The sequence below is a fragment of the Polaromonas sp. genome, from assembly GCF_030680935.1.
Lineage (GTDB): Bacteria > Pseudomonadota > Gammaproteobacteria > Burkholderiales > Burkholderiaceae_C > Polaromonas.
Window position 1 is genome coordinate 1 of record NZ_JAUXUP010000059.1, and the last position, 15,898, is coordinate 15,898.

18 protein-coding genes are annotated in these 15,898 nt (G+C 61.7%); 14 read left to right on the forward strand and 4 right to left on the reverse strand.

What is annotated here, in order from left to right:
- A partial coding sequence (locus Q8L50_RS14470; protein ID WP_305349340.1) for a hypothetical protein occupies window positions 1-237 on the reverse strand: 237 nt, incomplete at its 3' end.
- Here Q8L50_RS14470 and Q8L50_RS14475 point away from each other — a divergent pair.
- A complete protein-coding gene (locus Q8L50_RS14475; RefSeq protein ID WP_305349148.1) occupies window positions 236-700 on the forward strand; it encodes a CBS domain-containing protein in 465 nt (154 codons plus the stop codon). The two genes, Q8L50_RS14470 and Q8L50_RS14475, sit on opposite strands and share 2 nt — an antisense overlap.
- Window positions 701-787: 87 nt before the next feature.
- On the opposite strand, the gene Q8L50_RS14480 is transcribed toward Q8L50_RS14475, so the two are convergent.
- Window positions 788-2,008: a polyhydroxyalkanoate depolymerase gene (locus tag Q8L50_RS14480; protein ID WP_305349341.1), complete on the reverse strand. Its 1,221-nt coding sequence runs from the start codon at window positions 2,006-2,008 to the stop codon at window positions 788-790.
- Window positions 2,009-2,162: 154 nt separating this feature from the next.
- On the opposite strand from Q8L50_RS14480, the gene Q8L50_RS14485 reads away from it, so the two are divergent.
- Entirely contained in the window at window positions 2,163-2,819 is a 657-nt protein-coding gene (locus Q8L50_RS14485; protein ID WP_305349342.1) for a glutathione S-transferase family protein, read from the forward strand.
- 239 nt (window positions 2,820-3,058) lie between these two features.
- On the opposite strand, the gene Q8L50_RS14490 is transcribed toward Q8L50_RS14485, so the two are convergent.
- Entirely contained in the window at window positions 3,059-3,478 is a 420-nt protein-coding gene (locus Q8L50_RS14490; protein WP_305349343.1) for a cupin domain-containing protein, read from the reverse strand.
- Window positions 3,479-4,345: 867 nt separating this feature from the next.
- Between Q8L50_RS14490 and Q8L50_RS14495 the strand changes: the two genes are divergently transcribed.
- The 4 genes from Q8L50_RS14495 (at window position 4,346) to Q8L50_RS14510 (ending at window position 7,533) form a co-directional block, all read left to right on the forward strand.
- Window positions 4,346-4,633, forward strand: coding sequence for a hypothetical protein (locus Q8L50_RS14495; RefSeq protein WP_305349344.1), 288 nt, complete (start codon window positions 4,346-4,348; stop codon window positions 4,631-4,633).
- Window positions 4,634-4,745: 112 nt separating this feature from the next.
- Complete coding sequence (locus tag Q8L50_RS14500; protein ID WP_305349345.1) at window positions 4,746-5,072, forward strand: hypothetical protein; 327 nt, start codon at window positions 4,746-4,748, stop codon at window positions 5,070-5,072.
- Window positions 5,073-5,223: 151 nt separating this feature from the next.
- Complete coding sequence (gene aroC, locus Q8L50_RS14505) at window positions 5,224-6,318, forward strand: chorismate synthase (RefSeq protein WP_305349346.1); 1,095 nt, start codon at window positions 5,224-5,226, stop codon at window positions 6,316-6,318.
- A 3-nt stretch (window positions 6,319-6,321) separates the two neighbouring features.
- Window positions 6,322-7,533: an MFS transporter gene (locus Q8L50_RS14510; protein ID WP_305349347.1), complete on the forward strand. Its 1,212-nt coding sequence runs from the start codon at window positions 6,322-6,324 to the stop codon at window positions 7,531-7,533.
- Between the two features lie 94 nt (window positions 7,534-7,627).
- On the opposite strand, the gene Q8L50_RS14515 is transcribed toward Q8L50_RS14510, so the two are convergent.
- Window positions 7,628-8,512 (reverse strand): DMT family transporter, encoded by an 885-nt coding sequence (locus Q8L50_RS14515; RefSeq protein WP_305349348.1) that lies wholly within the window; start codon window positions 8,510-8,512, stop codon window positions 7,628-7,630.
- Window positions 8,513-8,772: 260 nt separating this feature from the next.
- On the opposite strand from Q8L50_RS14515, the gene Q8L50_RS14520 reads away from it, so the two are divergent.
- From Q8L50_RS14520 to arfB, 8 genes are all read left to right on the forward strand, one after another.
- Window positions 8,773-9,456: a TetR/AcrR family transcriptional regulator gene (locus Q8L50_RS14520; RefSeq protein WP_305349349.1), complete on the forward strand. Its 684-nt coding sequence runs from the start codon at window positions 8,773-8,775 to the stop codon at window positions 9,454-9,456.
- Between the two features lie 116 nt (window positions 9,457-9,572).
- Window positions 9,573-10,112 (forward strand): TRAP transporter small permease, encoded by a 540-nt coding sequence (locus Q8L50_RS14525; RefSeq protein ID WP_305349350.1) that lies wholly within the window; start codon window positions 9,573-9,575, stop codon window positions 10,110-10,112.
- Between the two features lie 18 nt (window positions 10,113-10,130).
- Window positions 10,131-11,411: a TRAP transporter large permease subunit gene (locus tag Q8L50_RS14530; protein WP_305349351.1), complete on the forward strand. Its 1,281-nt coding sequence runs from the start codon at window positions 10,131-10,133 to the stop codon at window positions 11,409-11,411.
- 141 nt (window positions 11,412-11,552) lie between these two features.
- Window positions 11,553-12,560 carry a TRAP transporter substrate-binding protein gene (locus tag Q8L50_RS14535; RefSeq protein ID WP_305349352.1) on the forward strand — a complete coding sequence of 336 codons (1,008 nt, stop codon included), beginning with the start codon at window positions 11,553-11,555 and terminating at the stop codon, window positions 12,558-12,560.
- Window positions 12,561-12,704: 144 nt separating this feature from the next.
- Window positions 12,705-13,538 (forward strand): shikimate dehydrogenase, encoded by an 834-nt coding sequence (locus Q8L50_RS14540; protein ID WP_305349353.1) that lies wholly within the window; start codon window positions 12,705-12,707, stop codon window positions 13,536-13,538.
- 54 nt (window positions 13,539-13,592) lie between these two features.
- Window positions 13,593-14,504, forward strand: a complete 912-nt coding sequence (locus tag Q8L50_RS14545) for a 4-hydroxyphenylpyruvate dioxygenase (RefSeq protein WP_305349354.1) — start codon at window positions 13,593-13,595, stop codon at window positions 14,502-14,504.
- 5 nt (window positions 14,505-14,509) lie between these two features.
- Window positions 14,510-15,415: a sugar phosphate isomerase/epimerase gene (locus tag Q8L50_RS14550; RefSeq protein ID WP_305349355.1), complete on the forward strand. Its 906-nt coding sequence runs from the start codon at window positions 14,510-14,512 to the stop codon at window positions 15,413-15,415.
- Complete coding sequence (arfB, locus tag Q8L50_RS14555) at window positions 15,412-15,822, forward strand: alternative ribosome rescue aminoacyl-tRNA hydrolase ArfB (RefSeq protein WP_305349356.1); 411 nt, start codon at window positions 15,412-15,414, stop codon at window positions 15,820-15,822. Before Q8L50_RS14550 ends, arfB begins: the two co-directional genes overlap by 4 nt.
- Window positions 15,823-15,898: the final 76 nt, after the last annotated feature.

Here is a 15,898-nt window from a genome sequence, read left to right on the forward strand (position 1 = left end):
CGCGTCGGGTGTGGCGCCTGCGTGCAGCGCCAGCGTGTCGAAGCCCGGGTCAGAGTAGCCAGACATGGTGTCTCCAGAAAATGGCGGAAGGGATAGACAAAAACGGCGGCCAGCCTGAAACAACTTGAGGTGGCCTGCAAACGGATTGTGGGCTATATTTGAACTGAATTTTCCGCCGGGCGGCACCGGGGAAGAACCTGCAGACTGCCGAGACAAATTCCTGAAGGAGCGCCCCATGAAAGTCCTTGATATCCTGCGCGTCAAAGGCAACACCCTTTATACCGTCCATTCTGACGAACCACTGGCCAAGGCGGCGCAGATCATGGCCGAAAAAGACATTGGTTCACTGGTGGTGATGGAGCACGGCGACCTGGTCGGCATGTTGACCTTCCGCGAGGTGATTCTCTGCATCGTCAAAAATGGCGGCGAGATCGGCGGCACGCTGGTGCGCACGGCCATGGACGACGCGCCGCTGACCTGCACCCCCGACACCGAGATCGATGAAGTCCGCCGCATGATGCTGGGCCGGCATGCGCGCTACATGCCGGTGCTGAACAAAAAAGTGCTTGAGGGTGTGATCTCGTTTTACGACGTGGCCAAGGCGGTGGTCGATGGCCAGAACTTCGAGAACAAGATGCTCAAGGCCTATATCCGGGATTGGCCTTCTGAAGAAGACGAGACGCCAGAGACCAAGCTCTGAGGCATGGCCTCTGTCCGAATTTTGCTATAAATTCAGTAGCTGCCTACGCCCGGCAGCAAAGGGCTGGCGGCCAATTCGACTACAATTTTACCCCATGCTGGCGTGAATCATCTCCCTGACCCGAGGGTAAATTTGCTGGTTCCACCTGCGCCCGCTGAACACGCCGTAATGCCCTACACCGGTCTGCACATGGTGGGTTTTCATGAATGGCCGGATGCTGCTGCACAGGTCTTGCGCGGCCACCGTCTGCCCGACTGAACAGATATCGTCGCGCTCGCCCTCGACCGTCATCAGCGCGGTGCGGCGTATGGCGGCGGGGTTGACGATGCGGCCACGGTAGCTGAGTTTGCCGAGCGCCAGGTCGTAGGTCTGGAACACCTTCTCGACCGTTTCCAGGTAAAACTCGGCCGGCAGGTCGTTGACCGCCAGGTACTCGTCGTAAAACAGGCGGATCACATTGGCCTTGTCCACGTCGCCATCGACCAGGTGCTGGTACATGTCCTTGAAGGATTTTTTGTGCCGGTCCAGGTTCATGCTTAAAAACGCGCTGAGCTGCACAAAGCCCGGGTACACGCGGCGCATGTAGCCTGCGTGCGGCAGCGGTACGTGGCTGATCAGGTTTTTTTCAAACCACTCAATCGGTTTGCTGGTGGCCAGGGTATTGACGCCGGTCGGGTTGACGCGGCAATCGACCGGGCCGGCCATCAGGGTCAGGCTGCGCGGCTGGGCCGGGTCATCGTCTTCGGCCATGAGGGCGGTGGCGGCCAGCGCCGCCACGCAAGGCTGGCACACGGCAATGACATGGGTGCCGGGGCCAATGGCCTGGGTGAAGCGGATCATGTGTTCTATGTAGTCGTCCAGGCTGAAGGGGCCGTGGCGCAGCGATACATCCCGTGCGTTGTGCCAGTCGGTGATGTACACATCGTGGTCCTGCAGCAAGGTGCGCACGGTTTCGCGCAGCAGCGTGGCAAAGTGGCCCGACAGCGGCGCCACCAGCAGCACCGCAGGCTGGTGCGGCCTGTCAGCCGCTTCTTCTTTCTTGAAGCGCAACAGGGTGCCAAAAGGCAGGGACAGCACGGTTTCTTCGCTGACCGCCAGCTCGCGTTCGCCCAGGTGCACGCTTGTGATGCCGTAGGCCGGGCGTGAGTGGGTGACCCGCATGCGCGAAAAAACGTCCATCGAAGCCGACAGCTTGCGCAGCAAGCTGCCTTCCGTGCGCCCCAGCCAGAAGGCGGCGCTGCCGCTTTGCGCCAACAGGCGAAGCGGGGACATCAGGTCGGACTGGAGCTGGTAAGCCTGGTAAAGCATGGGAGTCCTGGCGTGAGCGGGCTTTTGGCCGATACCCGGGTGCAGGCAAGTTACGGGCCAATCCGCGCATGGGAGCAGTTGGCACAGGGCTTGCGGAGAGCTGGCACCTCCCTGCGGCAGCGGGGCACTTCTTTTCGCCTTCAGGAGTAGCGCCATGGCCAAAGCCGTCTTGACGATCAGCAGCAAAAACTACGGCGCCTGGGCCCTGCGCGGATGGCTGATGGTCAAATTTGCCGGTCTGGAGTTTGAAGAAAAAGTGATTTCCCCCGACGACCCGGCGATGAAGGCCGAGATGCTGCTGCTCGCGCCTTCCATGCTGGTGCCATCGCTGCAGCATGGCGGCGTGAAGGTTTGGGACACCCTGGCGATTGCCGAATACCTCAACGAAATCAAACCCAAAGCCGGCCTGTTGCCAGCCGAGGTGAAAGCCCGCGCCCATTGCCGCGCCATCTGCGGCGAGATGCATTCAGGCTTTTCGTCCATGCGCTCTTCGCTGCCCATGAACCTCAAGGCGCACTTTCCCAACTTCAAGATATGGTCACGCGCGCAGGCCGACATCGACCGCGTGCTGGAGATCTGGAAAGAATGCCTGGCGAGCTACGGCGGGCCTTATCTGTTTGGCAAGCAGCCCTGTGTGGCCGACGCCATGTACGCGCCGGTGGTGACACGTTTCCTGACTTACGACGTGGCGCTGGACAAAAGCGCTACCGCTTATTGCAAGCGCATCATGGAACTGCCCGCGATGAAAGAGTGGGTGGCCGCCGCGAAAAAAGAGCCGGACGATATTGACGAGCTGGACGCGGAATTTTGAACACCCCCATTCAGGCTCACTGCGTGTAGCCTGTTTCCCCCTTGCAGGGGGCGGCGCCTGCGGCCCGGCAGAGCCGGTTCCGCGGCCCCCGCTGGAAGGGGGCTTTGGCGTATGAACGACTAAACAGTCTGAGTCTTATTCAAGCAGGGGCCGCAGGTCCGGCTATGCCGGCCTGCAGGCGCAGCGGCCCCCTTGGGGGGCAGGGCGCTACACGCAGTGAGCAACCGTGGGGGCTCTATCTACCAGGGGGTGGGTGGCGGAATCTCGCAAACCGGCTCAACATCAATTGACGTGAAATCCGCTGGCGAAACAATCTCGAGGTACTCCATGTCGGGCGAATAGTCGAACAGGCAATGCTTGATGCCCGGGCGCTGGTGCACCACGTCACCGGCTTCGACCAGGGTTTCCTTGTCCTCGTACATGAAACGCGCCCAGCCCTTGAGCATGTACACAATCTGGAAGTCCGCCTCATGCCGGTGCCAGCCCGTGCCTGTTTCTGGTGCCATGTTCGCCTTGACAAGGTGCGCGATTACTTTTCCGCGTGTCGCCTCGGTTATGCCCAAATCGCGGTAAAGAAAAAAGTCGCGCAAACCGCCAGACACGAAGGGCGTGTCACCGGGTTTGACGTGGGAGAAGGTGGTGTTGGTGCGGTCCAGCATGGGGTGCTCCTTGGTGCGGTGCAGCGTTGAGGAAATGCTGCACTGCGGCAAGCAGGAAGTGTTCCAGGAAAACGACGCTCCGCCTGGTTGGGCAACGCTCTTGATGCCCGACGCCGCCTAAAATCAAGAACGGCACTGCCGGGTTTTGCGTTTGTTCTATACCTGTATAAATTCATGACCGATTTCCGCAAAGCCAATAAAGGCGCCTGTTTCAAAGGAATGGCATGTCCAGAATATCGAGCAGAGGCCAGTTTGTAGAGCAGGATTTGCTCCATACATTAAGTTAGGCGTCGCCAAATCCCCAGCATTACCCCGCAAAGCATCGCTATGAAGCCCCACAACGCAATCTCCCTCCTCCTCGCCATTTTGCTTCCACTGGCCAGCGCGGCTCAAGACAAGTGCACTGCCCAGGGTCAGGCAGAGCAGCTTCGTATTGAGCGGGAATTTGTGGCCCAGCGTCCTGAGAAGGGTGACAAGACCGCAGAGCAAATCTGGTCGAAAAATCTAAATGCTGCACTTGCGGCCGCTGCGAAACAAGTCGAAGACTGCACACGGGCGAGCAAGCCAAAGCCTTCACCCGCGGCCACAGCGAAAGTCGATGAATGCCTGGCCGGTGTACGACGCCGCGGAGACGACCTACAACAGCGATACAAGGGGCGGACTCTTACGTTTCAAGAGCAGACCACTTTGAGAGGCGAGGAGCAACGCCTACAAGACGAGTACATGTCATGCACAAGAACAGTCGCTCGGTAGCAGCACTCGCGGCGACGCCTAACGGGGTCGGCCCACACGGACACACAGCAGCAGGTTGCCGCTTCGCGGCGCTTGCTGTGCGCCGGTAGCCTCCAACGTTAAACCGCACAGTCCATGGCAGAAACAACGCCAATGCTTATCAACTGCGGCCCACACGGGGAGCGCGTAGCGACTGTCGTTTGTCAGCACCTGTTGGACGCCGCGAAGCTGTCACCTGCTGGGTTCGTTGAGAACTCGTCCGATCCTGCCGATCTCCAAGCCTGGTGCCATGCGTGTGAAGAGAAATTCCTGGCTGAAGGCGAGATGACCGAGGCCTTCAAGGAATTCAATGGAATGACAATTGTCTGTATCGAGTGTTTTGCGGGAATCAAATCTTGGCACACCATTCCGGCAGAGCAATAGATTTGGGTGAAGCGGTGCGGTTTAACATGGCAATCAACACGGACCCACAACAACAGGAGGCAGCTTTGCCGCAAGTTGTTTTGGTCCGATCGTCTTCACGTTACGCATCACAATGAAGCTCACACAGATCAAAGCTCTCCAGCGCACCTGCAAGGCGGCATTCATGGTCGCGATGGTCTGCTTCGTTTTACTTGGGGTTCAACCGCTGCTCCTTTCCAACTCCTTCGGTACGGTGGCACTTGCGGGTGCACTTGCCAGCTTCTTTGCCGCACTCTTTTTGCTTGGTGCGATTGTTTCTGCAAAGTGTCCCGCCTGTAAGAGGCCTTTTGTGGGCTCAACTGTCGAAGACGGTGTCCCGACTGCCTCCCTGTTCACCGTGAACTGTATGTATTGTGGTTTTCCGACTCACTGTATGCCGTCTGCGGAAGAGACAAAGTGAGGCCCAACAGGGCCGTCAACACGGACCCTTCCGGGCGTCCGCCGGCTGCGCCGGCCCTTTCCGCAGTCGCCGCTTACGGCCAACGTTTGCGATCAGTCCCGTAGTCCTGCCTTCTGGCCAAAGCCCCGACCCCATCTGGGATAATCCCCCCATGAGCGGCAACACCTTCGGCACACTATTCGCAGTCACCAACTTTGGTGAATCCCACGGCCCGGCCATTGGCTGTGTGATTGACGGCTGCCCGCCGGGCATGGCGCTGAATGAAGCCGACATCCAGGGTGACCTGGACCGGCGTCGTCCCGGCACCAGCAAGTATGTGACGCAGCGAAATGAACCCGATACCGTCGAAATCCTGTCTGGGGTGTACGTTGGCAAAACCACTGGCACGCCGATTTGCCTGTTGATCAAAAACACCGACCAGCGCAGCAAAGATTACGGCGACATCCTCAACACCTTCCGCCCCGGCCATGCCGACTACAGCTATTTGCAGAAGTACGGCATTCGGGACCCGCGCGGTGGTGGCAGGGCCTCGGCCCGGCTGACCGCGCCCATGGTGGCGGCGGGTGCGGTGGCCAAGAAGTGGTTGCTTGAAAAATACGGCACCAGTTTTCGCGGGTGCATGACCGAGGTGGGTGACATCGCGATCCCGTTCGAGTCCTGGGAACATGTGCCGAACAACCCGTTTTTTGCGCCAGTGGCCGATGTGTCCGCGCTGGAAACCTACATGGACGGGCTGCGCAAGGCTGGCGACTCTTGCGGTGCGCGTATCCGTGTCACCGCCACCGGCATGCCGGTGGGCCTGGGCCAGCCATTGTTTGACAAGCTCGACGCCGACATTGCCTTTGCCATGATGGGCATCAACGCGGTCAAGGGGGTAGAGATAGGCGCCGGGTTTGCCAGCGTGACGCAGCGCGGCTCCACCCATGGCGATTCGCTGTCGCCCGATGGTTTCAAATCAAACAACGCAGGCGGCGTGTTGGGCGGCATCAGCACCGGGCAAGATATTGAAGTGTCGATTGCCATCAAGCCGACCAGCTCCATCATCACGCCGCGCGAATCGATCGACATGGCGGGCCAGCCGACCTCGGTGGTGACCAAGGGCCGGCACGACCCCTGCGTGGGCATACGCGCCACACCGATTGCCGAAGCCATGCTGGCGCTGGTCGTGATGGAACACGCACTGCGGCATCGCGCGCAATGTGGTGACGTGGTGTCCCCGATGCAGGCCATCAACGGGTCGGCTTGACCGATGGTTGAGGCAGCGCCGGCCACCAGCCGCCGCCAGCTGGTGCCGTTTGCCGCGTTGTCGGCCAGCTACTTCGCGCACATCGGCTTTTTCAACCCCTATCTGCCGCTGTGGCTCAAGGATCTGGGCTTCAGCATTCTGGCGATCAGCCTGCTGACCTCGGTGCAGGCCGCCACGCGGCTGTTTGCGCCTTATGGATGGGGCGCCATCAGCGACCACACCGGTGAGCGTATCAAGCTGCTGCGTTACGGCGCCACCGTGGCGCTGGTGTCCTCGCTGGGCCTGTGGCTGGACTTTGACTCGACCTATGGCGTCTGGTGGCTCACGGCTGTGCTGCTGGTGATGTTCACCCACACCAGCTCCATGATGCCCATGAGCGAGGCGGCGATGGCGCATTTGATCAGCCAGGGCGGCGCGTTTGATGCCCGGCGTTACGGCCGAGTGCGTTTGTGGGGTTCGCTCGGCTTTCTGTTCACGGTGTTTGCGGCGGGCAGCTGGTTTGAGATTTTCGGCATGCGGCATTTCCCGGCCTGGACGTTTTTGTCCCTGCTGGCGGTGACCATCAGTGTCTGGTGGCTGCCCGACCTGAAAGAAGTGGCGTCGGCGCATGGCGACAAAGTGCCGGTGATGCCGATTCTTCGGCAGCGCGCAGTGCAGTGGTTTCTGGCCGCCGCATTTTTTCATGTGATGGCGCACATCGGCATCTACATCTTTTTCTCGCTGTATCTGGACTCTATCGGCTACAGCAAAACCATGATTGGTGTGTTGTGGGCGGTGTCGGTGGTCATTGAGATTGGCTGGTTTTACACGCAGGGCCGCTGGCTGCCCAGGCTCAGCCTGACCGCCTGGCTGATTCTGTGCTCGGCGGCCATGGCGCTGCGCATGGGCCTGACGGCCAGCTTTGCCCATGTGCTGTTGGTGCTGCTGTTTGCGCAGATGTTGCACGCGCTGACTTTTGCCACCCACCACACCGTGTGTATCGCGCTGCTGTCGCACCACTTTCCCGGGCGCCTGCGCGGCCGCGGCCAGGCGCTGTATGTGGTGGTGGCCTACGGCCTGCCGGGTGTGATCGGCGGGCTGGCCGGCGGGCTGCTCAGTTCAGCCTTTGGTCTGGTCAGTGTGTACTGGGCCTGCATGGTGATCAGTCTGCTGGCCACAGGCTGCGCTTTTGGGGCGTGGCGGCTGCAGCACGGCAAAAAGGCTGCTGCGGGCTAAAGCGTGATTTTGTTCAAGCGATTTATGCCTCTAGCCCCTATCTGGTATGCGTGAGCAGCTATACATTCAATAGCGAATCAAAAACGCGTGGGCCCTATTCAACGTCGCGTGCGGCCTTGAAGGGGTTGAAGCCGGTGATCAGCGCGGTGGCCGCCAGCACCAGCACACAGCCCGGTACCATGCCCCAGGTGACCGGCTCGCCCAGAAACAGGCCACCCCAGCCCACGCCAAACAGCGGGATCATGAAGGCCGCCGATGTGGCAGCGCTGGCCGGGATCTCGCGCATCAGCCGCATGCTGATCCAGTACATCAGGCCTGAGGTGACGATGCCCAGCATGGCCACGGCCAGCAGCGCAGCGGTACTGAAACGGGCGCCGGGCAAACTCGCCGCAGAAGGCAGCAGCAAAATCAGCGCTGCTGCCACATGCACCACCGCCGAAGCGGGCAGGGGCGCATGGGCCATGGTGGCGCGTTTCATCAGGATGGCGCCAAAACCGTAGGCCGCCGCTGCAGCGGTGCAGGCCAGCGCTGCCAGCACCACACGTGGCGTCACCTCAACCGGCCCCAGTTGCACCAGCAGGGCCACGCCGGCAAAACCGACCGCGCAGCCCAGCAGGCGGCGTGAGGTCAGGCGCTCTTCACGCGCTGCGGCGGCGCCCAGCACACCAAACAGCGGCGCTGTGGCATTGAGCACCGCTGAATAACCGGCGGGAATCACCAGTGCCGCCCAGTTGAACAGCACAAAGGGCGCCACCACTGTCAGCAGGCTCAGCAGCGCCAGTCGCGGCCAGGCGGCGCGCGGTGGCCATTGTTCACGCAGCACGCGCATCAGCAGCGTCAGCACCAGCGCGGCCAGCACGCAGCGTAGCCCCGCCAGCAGCCACGGGCCCAGCGCCGGGCTGGCGATGCGCAGCAAAGGGAAAGAGCCGCCCCAGAGGGCAGACAGGGCGATGAGCTGGAGGAAGTGGCGGGTGTGCATGGAGCCCGGCCATTGTGCGCGATTCGGCTCAAGGCTGCAGGGCTGCCGTCTGCCAGCTGCGGCTGGAATGAAGAATGAAATCGGTCTCCGGCCGAGTATTGACAGGCGCAAGCAGCTATCAAAAGAGGAGCGCATGAGGCGCCTTCCCACTCGTTCCGCATAAGCGACAGTCATGACTGGCGTCGGTTTGACGCAGACGCCGGCTGCTGTTGACCATGTACGCAGTGGCATAGCGGCCTTGCGGCCCCTATACTCGCAAAATGAACCAGGCAGTACATTTTGCGCAAAATGCAACACCGGCGGGCAAGGCCGTGCAGCGGGAAACCACACGCACGAATGACCCGGTGCGGACCATGGCCGGAATCCTCGAAGTGGCAACCATGGAGTTCGCCAACAAGGGGCTGAGCGGCGCACGCATCGACGAGATTGCGGCCGCTACGCGCACCAGCAAGCGCATGATCTATTACTACTTCGGCAGCAAGGTAGGCCTGTACATCGCGGTGCTGGAGGAAGCCTACCGCCGCATGCGCGCCATTGAGGGCGAGCTGCACCTGGAAGACCTGCCGCCCGAGGACGCGTTGCGCCGCCTCGTGGGCTTTACCTTCGACCATCACCATGACAACACCGACTACATCCGGCTGGTGATGACCGAAAACATGGAGCGAGGGGCCTACCTGGCGCAGAGCAAGAGTATCCAGGAGCTCAATGTGCCGGCCATCCAGGCCATCCGCCAGCTCTACGACCGGGGTGTGGCCAACAAGGTGTTCAGGCCCGGCCTGGACCCGATCGACATCCACGCCTCCATCTCGGCACTGACGTTTTTCAACGTGTCCAACCAGCACACCTTCGGCCTGATCTTCAAGCGGGACGCCCAGTCCCCGCAGGCCATTGCCGCCCGCCGCGCCAGCATCGTCGAGATGGTCGTGCGCTTCGTCCGCGCCTGAGCCACTCCTCCGACGAAGTCTCTTTCTTCTATGCGGGTAAATACCGATTTGTAGAAACTAACTAGTTCGTACATTACGGATTGAGCTCGCTTGTTGCGGCGCCCGCAGGAGACAACGTGGTCCAGAAAATCATTGACAGGTACTGCCAGTTTTTATGCTGGCTGATGGCCGCCAGCCTGGCCTTGATGGTGGTGCTGGTCTTCACCAACGTGGTGTTGCGCTACGCCTTCAACTCAGGCATTTCCGTGTCCGAAGAGCTGTCGCGCTGGCTGTTTGTCTGGCTGACTTTTCTGGGCGCCATCGTGGCCCTCAACGAGCGCGCCCACCTGGGCACCGACACGCTGGTGTCCCGCCTGCCTGTGCTTGGCAAGAAAATCTGCCTGGGCCTGGGCCATGTGCTCATGCTGTTCGTCTGCTGGCTGCTTTTCAAGGGGACGCTGGACCAGGTAAAGATCAACTGGGACTCCACCAGCGCGGCGATGGAAGTGTCCATGGCCCTTTTTTATGGCTGCGGCCTGGTGTTTGCGGTCTCCGGCGCAGTGATCCTGCTCAGGGATTTCTGGCGGCTTCTCACAGGGCAACTGGCTGACAGTGAACTGGTCGGCATCCGCGAATCGGAAGACGTGCCGCATGCCCCCACCACAGCTGCGCGCTAGCACGCAAGAGTCCTCCGCATGACCATAGCCGTCTTCCTCGGTTCCCTGCTCGCCGCCATGGCGCTGGGCATTCCCATTGCCTTTTCGCTGCTGCTGTGCGGCGCCGCGCTGATGTGGCACCTCGACATGTTCGATGCACAGATCCTCGCGCAGAACGTCATCAACGGGGCTGACAGTTTCCCGCTTCTGGCCGTGCCGTTTTTTATGCTGGCGGGAGAGGTGATGAACGCGGGCGGCCTGTCGCGCCGCATCGTCAATTTCGCCCTGACCCTGGTGGGCCACGTCAAGGGTGGCCTGGGCTATGTGGCCATTGTGGCGGCAGTGATGATGGCGGCGTTGTCCGGTTCGGCGGTGGCTGATGCGGCTGCGCTGTCGGCCCTGCTGCTGCCCATGATGGTGGCAGCGGGCCATGACAAGGCGCGCTCCGCCGGCCTGTTGGCGTCGGCCAGCATCATCGCGCCCATCATTCCGCCCAGCATTGGCTTCGTGATTTTCGGGGTGGCCGCGAACGTGTCGATCTCCAAGCTGTTCATGGCCGGCATCGCTCCCGGCATCATGCTCGCCGCAGCGCTGTGGGCCACCTGGTGGTACGTTGCACGCAAGGAAAACGTGGTCGTGCCGCCGCGCAAGTCACGCGCCGAAGTCATCGCCGCATTCAGGGACGCCACCTTTGCGCTGGTGCTGCCGGTGATCGTGGTGGTCGGCCTGAAGTTCGGCGTGTTCACACCCACCGAAGCGGCCGTGGTTGCCGCGGTGTATGCGTTGCTGATTTCGACCCTGGTCTACAGGGAACTCAAGCTCAGCCAGCTGTATGGCCTGTTCGTGGCCGCTGCCAGGACCACCGCCGTGATCATGTTTCTGGTGGCGGCAGCCATGGTATCGGCCTGGCTGATCACGGTGGCACAGTTGCCGGCGCAGGTTGTGACGCTGCTGCAGCCGCTGCTGGACAGTCCCAAGCTGCTGATGATGGCCATCATGCTGCTGGTGATTGTGGTGGGCACGGCGATGGACATGACGCCGACCATCCTGATCCTGACGCCGGTGCTGATGCCCATCGTCAAGGCCGCCGGCATCGACCCGGTTTACTTCGGTGTGCTGTTCATCATCAACAACGCCATCGGCCTGATCACACCGCCGGTGGGCACCGTGCTCAACACCGTTGCCGGCGTGGGCAAGGTCAGCATGGATGAGGTGACCCGTGGCGTCTGGCCCTTCATGGTGGCCCAGTTTTCGGTCATGTTTCTGATGGTGCTGTTTCCCCAGATTGTCATGGTACCGGCCCGCTGGTTTTATGGCTAAGCATGTTCCCCCAAGCCCGTTGCTTCACGTATCGGAGAGCCCGGTGCCGGGCGTTATTTCCATGGTGCAGGGCGTGTCTGGTACGCCGTACTCTGCATCTTCGCCGTTTGCGTACTTCGATTTTTTTCCAAGGAGACAACCATGAAACGACTGATGATCAAGACCCTGGTGGCTGCTGCCGCCCTGGCGACCTTTGGCCTGGCCGCCGCACAGGACATCAAGGAGCACACGATCAAGTTTGCCCACCAGAACCCCAAGGGCCATCCCATCGTGATGGGCATGGAAAAGTTCGCCGAGATCGTCACCGCCAGATCCGGCGGCAAGATCAAGGTCAACCTGTTTCCCGGCGGCGTGCTGGGCGGCGATGCCCCCAACGTGTCGGCGCTGCAGGGCGGCACCATTGAAATGGTGGTTCTGAACTCCGGCATCATGGCCAGCCAGGTCAAGGAGTTCGCGATTTACGACTTCCCGTTTCTGTTTGCCAACGCGAAGGAAGCCGATGCCGTGGTCGATGGCCCCTTCGGCAAAAAACTGCATGACAAGCTGCAGGAAAAAGGCATTGTGGGTCTGGCCTATTGGGAGCTTGGCTTTCGCAACATGACCAACAGCAAGCGCGCCATCAACAAGGTGGAAGACCTGGCTGGCCTGAAGATCCGCGTGATCCCCAACCCCATCAATCTGGACTGGGTCAAGGCGCTGGATGCCAACCCCACACCCATGGCTTTCCCCGAGGTGTACGCCGCCCTGGAATCAAAGGCGCTGGACGGACAGGAAAACCCGCTGAGCACCATCCTGGCCAACAAGTTTTCCGAGGTCCAGAAACACCTGACCCTGACCAGCCACGTTTACAACCCGCAGTCGGTCATCGTCAGCAAGAAGTTCTGGGACACGCTGACCAATGACGAGAAAAAGCTGCTGGGCGACGCCGCCGTCGAAGCCGGCAAGTACCAGCGCCAGACCGCACGTGATGCCGCCGGTGCCACGCTCGAAGCACTCAAGAAGGCCGGCATGCAGGTTACCGAACTCGCGCCCGCCGAAATGGCCAAGCTGCGCGAAAAGATGAAGCCGGTGATTGCCAAGTACTCCTCCGGTGTCGGTGATTCCACAGTCAACGAACTGATGGCCGAGTTGGCCAGGTTGCGCAAATAGTGCAGCCCCGCCCCGGGGAATTCACCCCCCGGGGCGATACGCCTTCGTCCCCTCGCTTCTTCTTTTTCTGATTGGCATGAACAGCACCCTGATCCCTGTCGCCGGCAGCCATGCCCAACACCCTGCCTCTTTGGGGAGGCGGTCATGATCCGCGGCACCACCACCCTGATTGCCCACCTCGGCTACCCGACCGACGCTTTCAAGGCGCCGATGATTTACAACCCCTGGTTCGAGCAGTCCGGCATTGATGCGGTGGTCATGCCCATGGGCGTCAAACCCGGGGACTATGCGATGGTTCTCCAAAGCCTGTTCAGGCTCACAAATATTCGCGGGGCGCTGATCACCATGCCACACAAGGTGAGCACCCTGGCCTTGGTGGACGAATGCACACCGGCGGCGGAAATTGCCGGCGCCTGCAACGCCATCCTGCGCCGACCCGACGGCAGCCTGCTGGGCGACATGTTCGACGGCGCCGGTTTTGTGCGCGGCGTGTTGCGCAAGGGCCTGAAACTGGCGGGCGCCCGCGTGCTGGTGGTGGGCGGCGGCGGCGTGGGGTCCGCAATTGCCGCGTCGCTGGCCGCGGCCGGTGTGGGTGCCATGGGCCTGTACGACGTGTTTCCGGCCTCTGCGGAAGCCCTGGGTGCCCGCCTGCGCAAGCATTACCCGGCGCTACAGGTCGGTACCGGCAGCAAGGACCCGGCCGGTTATGACCTGGTCGTCAATGCCACACCCCTGGGCATGAACGAAGACGACCCGCTGCCAGTCGATGTCGCGCGCATGGCGCCATCGACCTTCGCCGGCGAAGTGGTGATGAAAAAAGAGATGACGGCCTTCCTGCGCGCTGCCCAGGCGCGCGGCTGCCGGGTGCAGGTGGGCTCGGACATGCTGTTCGAGCAGATTCCGGCCTACCTCGAATTTTTTGGTTTTGGCACTGCCACGCCCGAGGACTTGCGCGCGGTGGCCCGCCTCAGCTATTGACCGCGTCGTGGCCCGATCGGCATGGCCTGATTCATTCCTGAACGGAGAGACCTCATGAACACTTTGAGCCCGACCCCGCTTGCTGACCGCGAATCGATTGACCAGGCCGCCAACCCGCTCGGGCTGGACGGGATCGAATTCCTCGAATACAGCACCGCGCGACCGCAGGCGCTGGGACAGGTGCTGGAGATGATGGGCTTTCGCCCGATCGCCCGGCACCGGTCGCGCGAGGTGCTGCTCTACCGGCAGGGCGCCATCAATGTGATTGTTAACGGCCATCTTCCGGCCGCGCCTGACGCCAGCGCCGTGGCGGCGGAAGGCAAACCGGTGCTGGCTGCCGTGGCGCTTCGCGTGCGGGATGCCGCAGCGGCTTACCGCCGCGCGCTGGACCGCGGCGCCTGGGCCGTACCTTCGCGCGTGGAGGTGATGGAGCTCAACATCCCGGCCATCCATGGCGTGGGTACCAGCCGCATCTACTTTGTCGACCGGCATGACAAATTTTCCATCTACGACGTGGACTTCGTGCCGATTCCCGGCGCGGAAACGCCGCCGCCGGTTATCGCTGACCTGCATTTTTTCGGTGTCGTGCAATACATCGGCAATGACCGCACGGAAGACTGGACGGAGTTCTACCGCGAGCTGTTCGGTTTCAAGGAGTTACCGGCGGTGCAGCGCTTCGGCATCCTGCCCAAGGGGCGCATCCTGCAGAGTCCGTGTCCGCCAGCCTCGCGTTTTTACATCCAGCTGATCGAGCCCGAGGCCGGCGTGCTGGACGTGGAGGACGACGAAGCCCTGCAGCGCATCGGTCTGGGCACAGCCGATGTGCTGGCGACGGTGGCCGGGCTCGGCAGGCGGGGCGTGGAATTTGTCGAATCACGTGGCGTGCATACCGGAGACCGCGGCGCGCTCACCAGGACCTGGCTGGGCGGCGTGAGCTTCGAGCTGGTGCACGACGAACGCAGGTGAGCAGCATGAGCCACTACAGCGGAAACATCGACGATTTCGGGATGGACACCATCTCGCTGGCCGGACCGCTCGAAGCCAAGCTGCAGGCCGTGCGCGATGCTGGTTTTACCCAGATCATGCTGGCCGCCAGAGACCTGGTGGGCCACCCCGACGGCCTGGAGGCGGCTGTCGCGGCGGTGCGTGCCAGCGGGCTGCGCGTCACAGGCTTCCAGGTGCTGCGCGACTTCGAGGGCCTGTCCGGCCACCTGCATGACTACAAGGTGGACATCGCCAAATCCATGCTGGAGATGTGCCACCTGCTGGGTTGCCGGCTGCTGCTGATCTGCTCGTCAACCTCGGTGCACGCCACCAGCGAGAAGCAGGCACTGGTTCGGGATCTGCGCAAGCTCGCCATGTTGGCCATTCCGATGAACATTCGCATCGCCTACGAGGCGCTCTCCTGGGGCCGTACCATCAATGAATTTCCGCAGGCCTGGGACATCATCAGCCAGGCCGACATGCCCAACCTCGGCCTGGGTTTTGATTCTTTTCACATGTTCGCGACCAACACCCCGCTGGACGAGATCGAGCTGCTGGACCCGGAGAAAATATTTCTGGTACAGCTGGCTGACTTCATGTGGACAGAGATCAAGTCGGTGGAAGAACGCATTGCCACCGCCCGGCATTTCCGCGTGTTCCCCGGCGAAGGCGTGCACAGCGAGGCCCTTGCTGCATTGGTGACGCGGCTGCATCGTCTGGGGTACCGGGGTGACTACAGCTTCGAGGTGTTCAACGACGACTACCAGCAATTGCCGCTGCCTACTGTGGCCCGGCGCGCCTGGCGTTCAGCCTTGTGGCTGGGGGAAGACGTGCTGCGCCGCTCTGTGCCCCTGCCCAACCAGATACGGCTCAAACGTAGAATGGGTGGGTGACGCTTTTACTGGAAATCAACGAAGCAGAAGTCGAGATCACTGCTATCCGCGCCCAGGGGGCGGGCGGGCAAAACGTCAACAAGGTTTCCAGCGCGGTGCATTTGCGCTTTGACATAGGCGCCTCTTCCTTGCCCGACGGTGTGAAAGAGCGGCTGCTGGCGCTGCGCGACAGCCGCATCACGCAGGAAGGTGTGCTGGTGCTCAAGGCCCAGCAGCACCGCAGCCAGGAAATGAACCGCGCCGACGCGCTGGCCCGGCTCAACGAGCTGGTCAACAGCGTTGCCGTGCCGCCGCGCGTGCGGCGGGCCACGAAACCGACCTACGGATCCAAACAGCGGCGCCTGGCGGGCAAAAGCCAGCGCTCGGAGATCAAGGCATCACGCGGCAAGGGTGGGGTGGGGGAGTAGCTGGCTGAAAATTGCAAGCCGTTTTGGCTGTTGGCCCTTATCGCGCTTGCGTGAGCAGCTATTTATTTGATAGCGG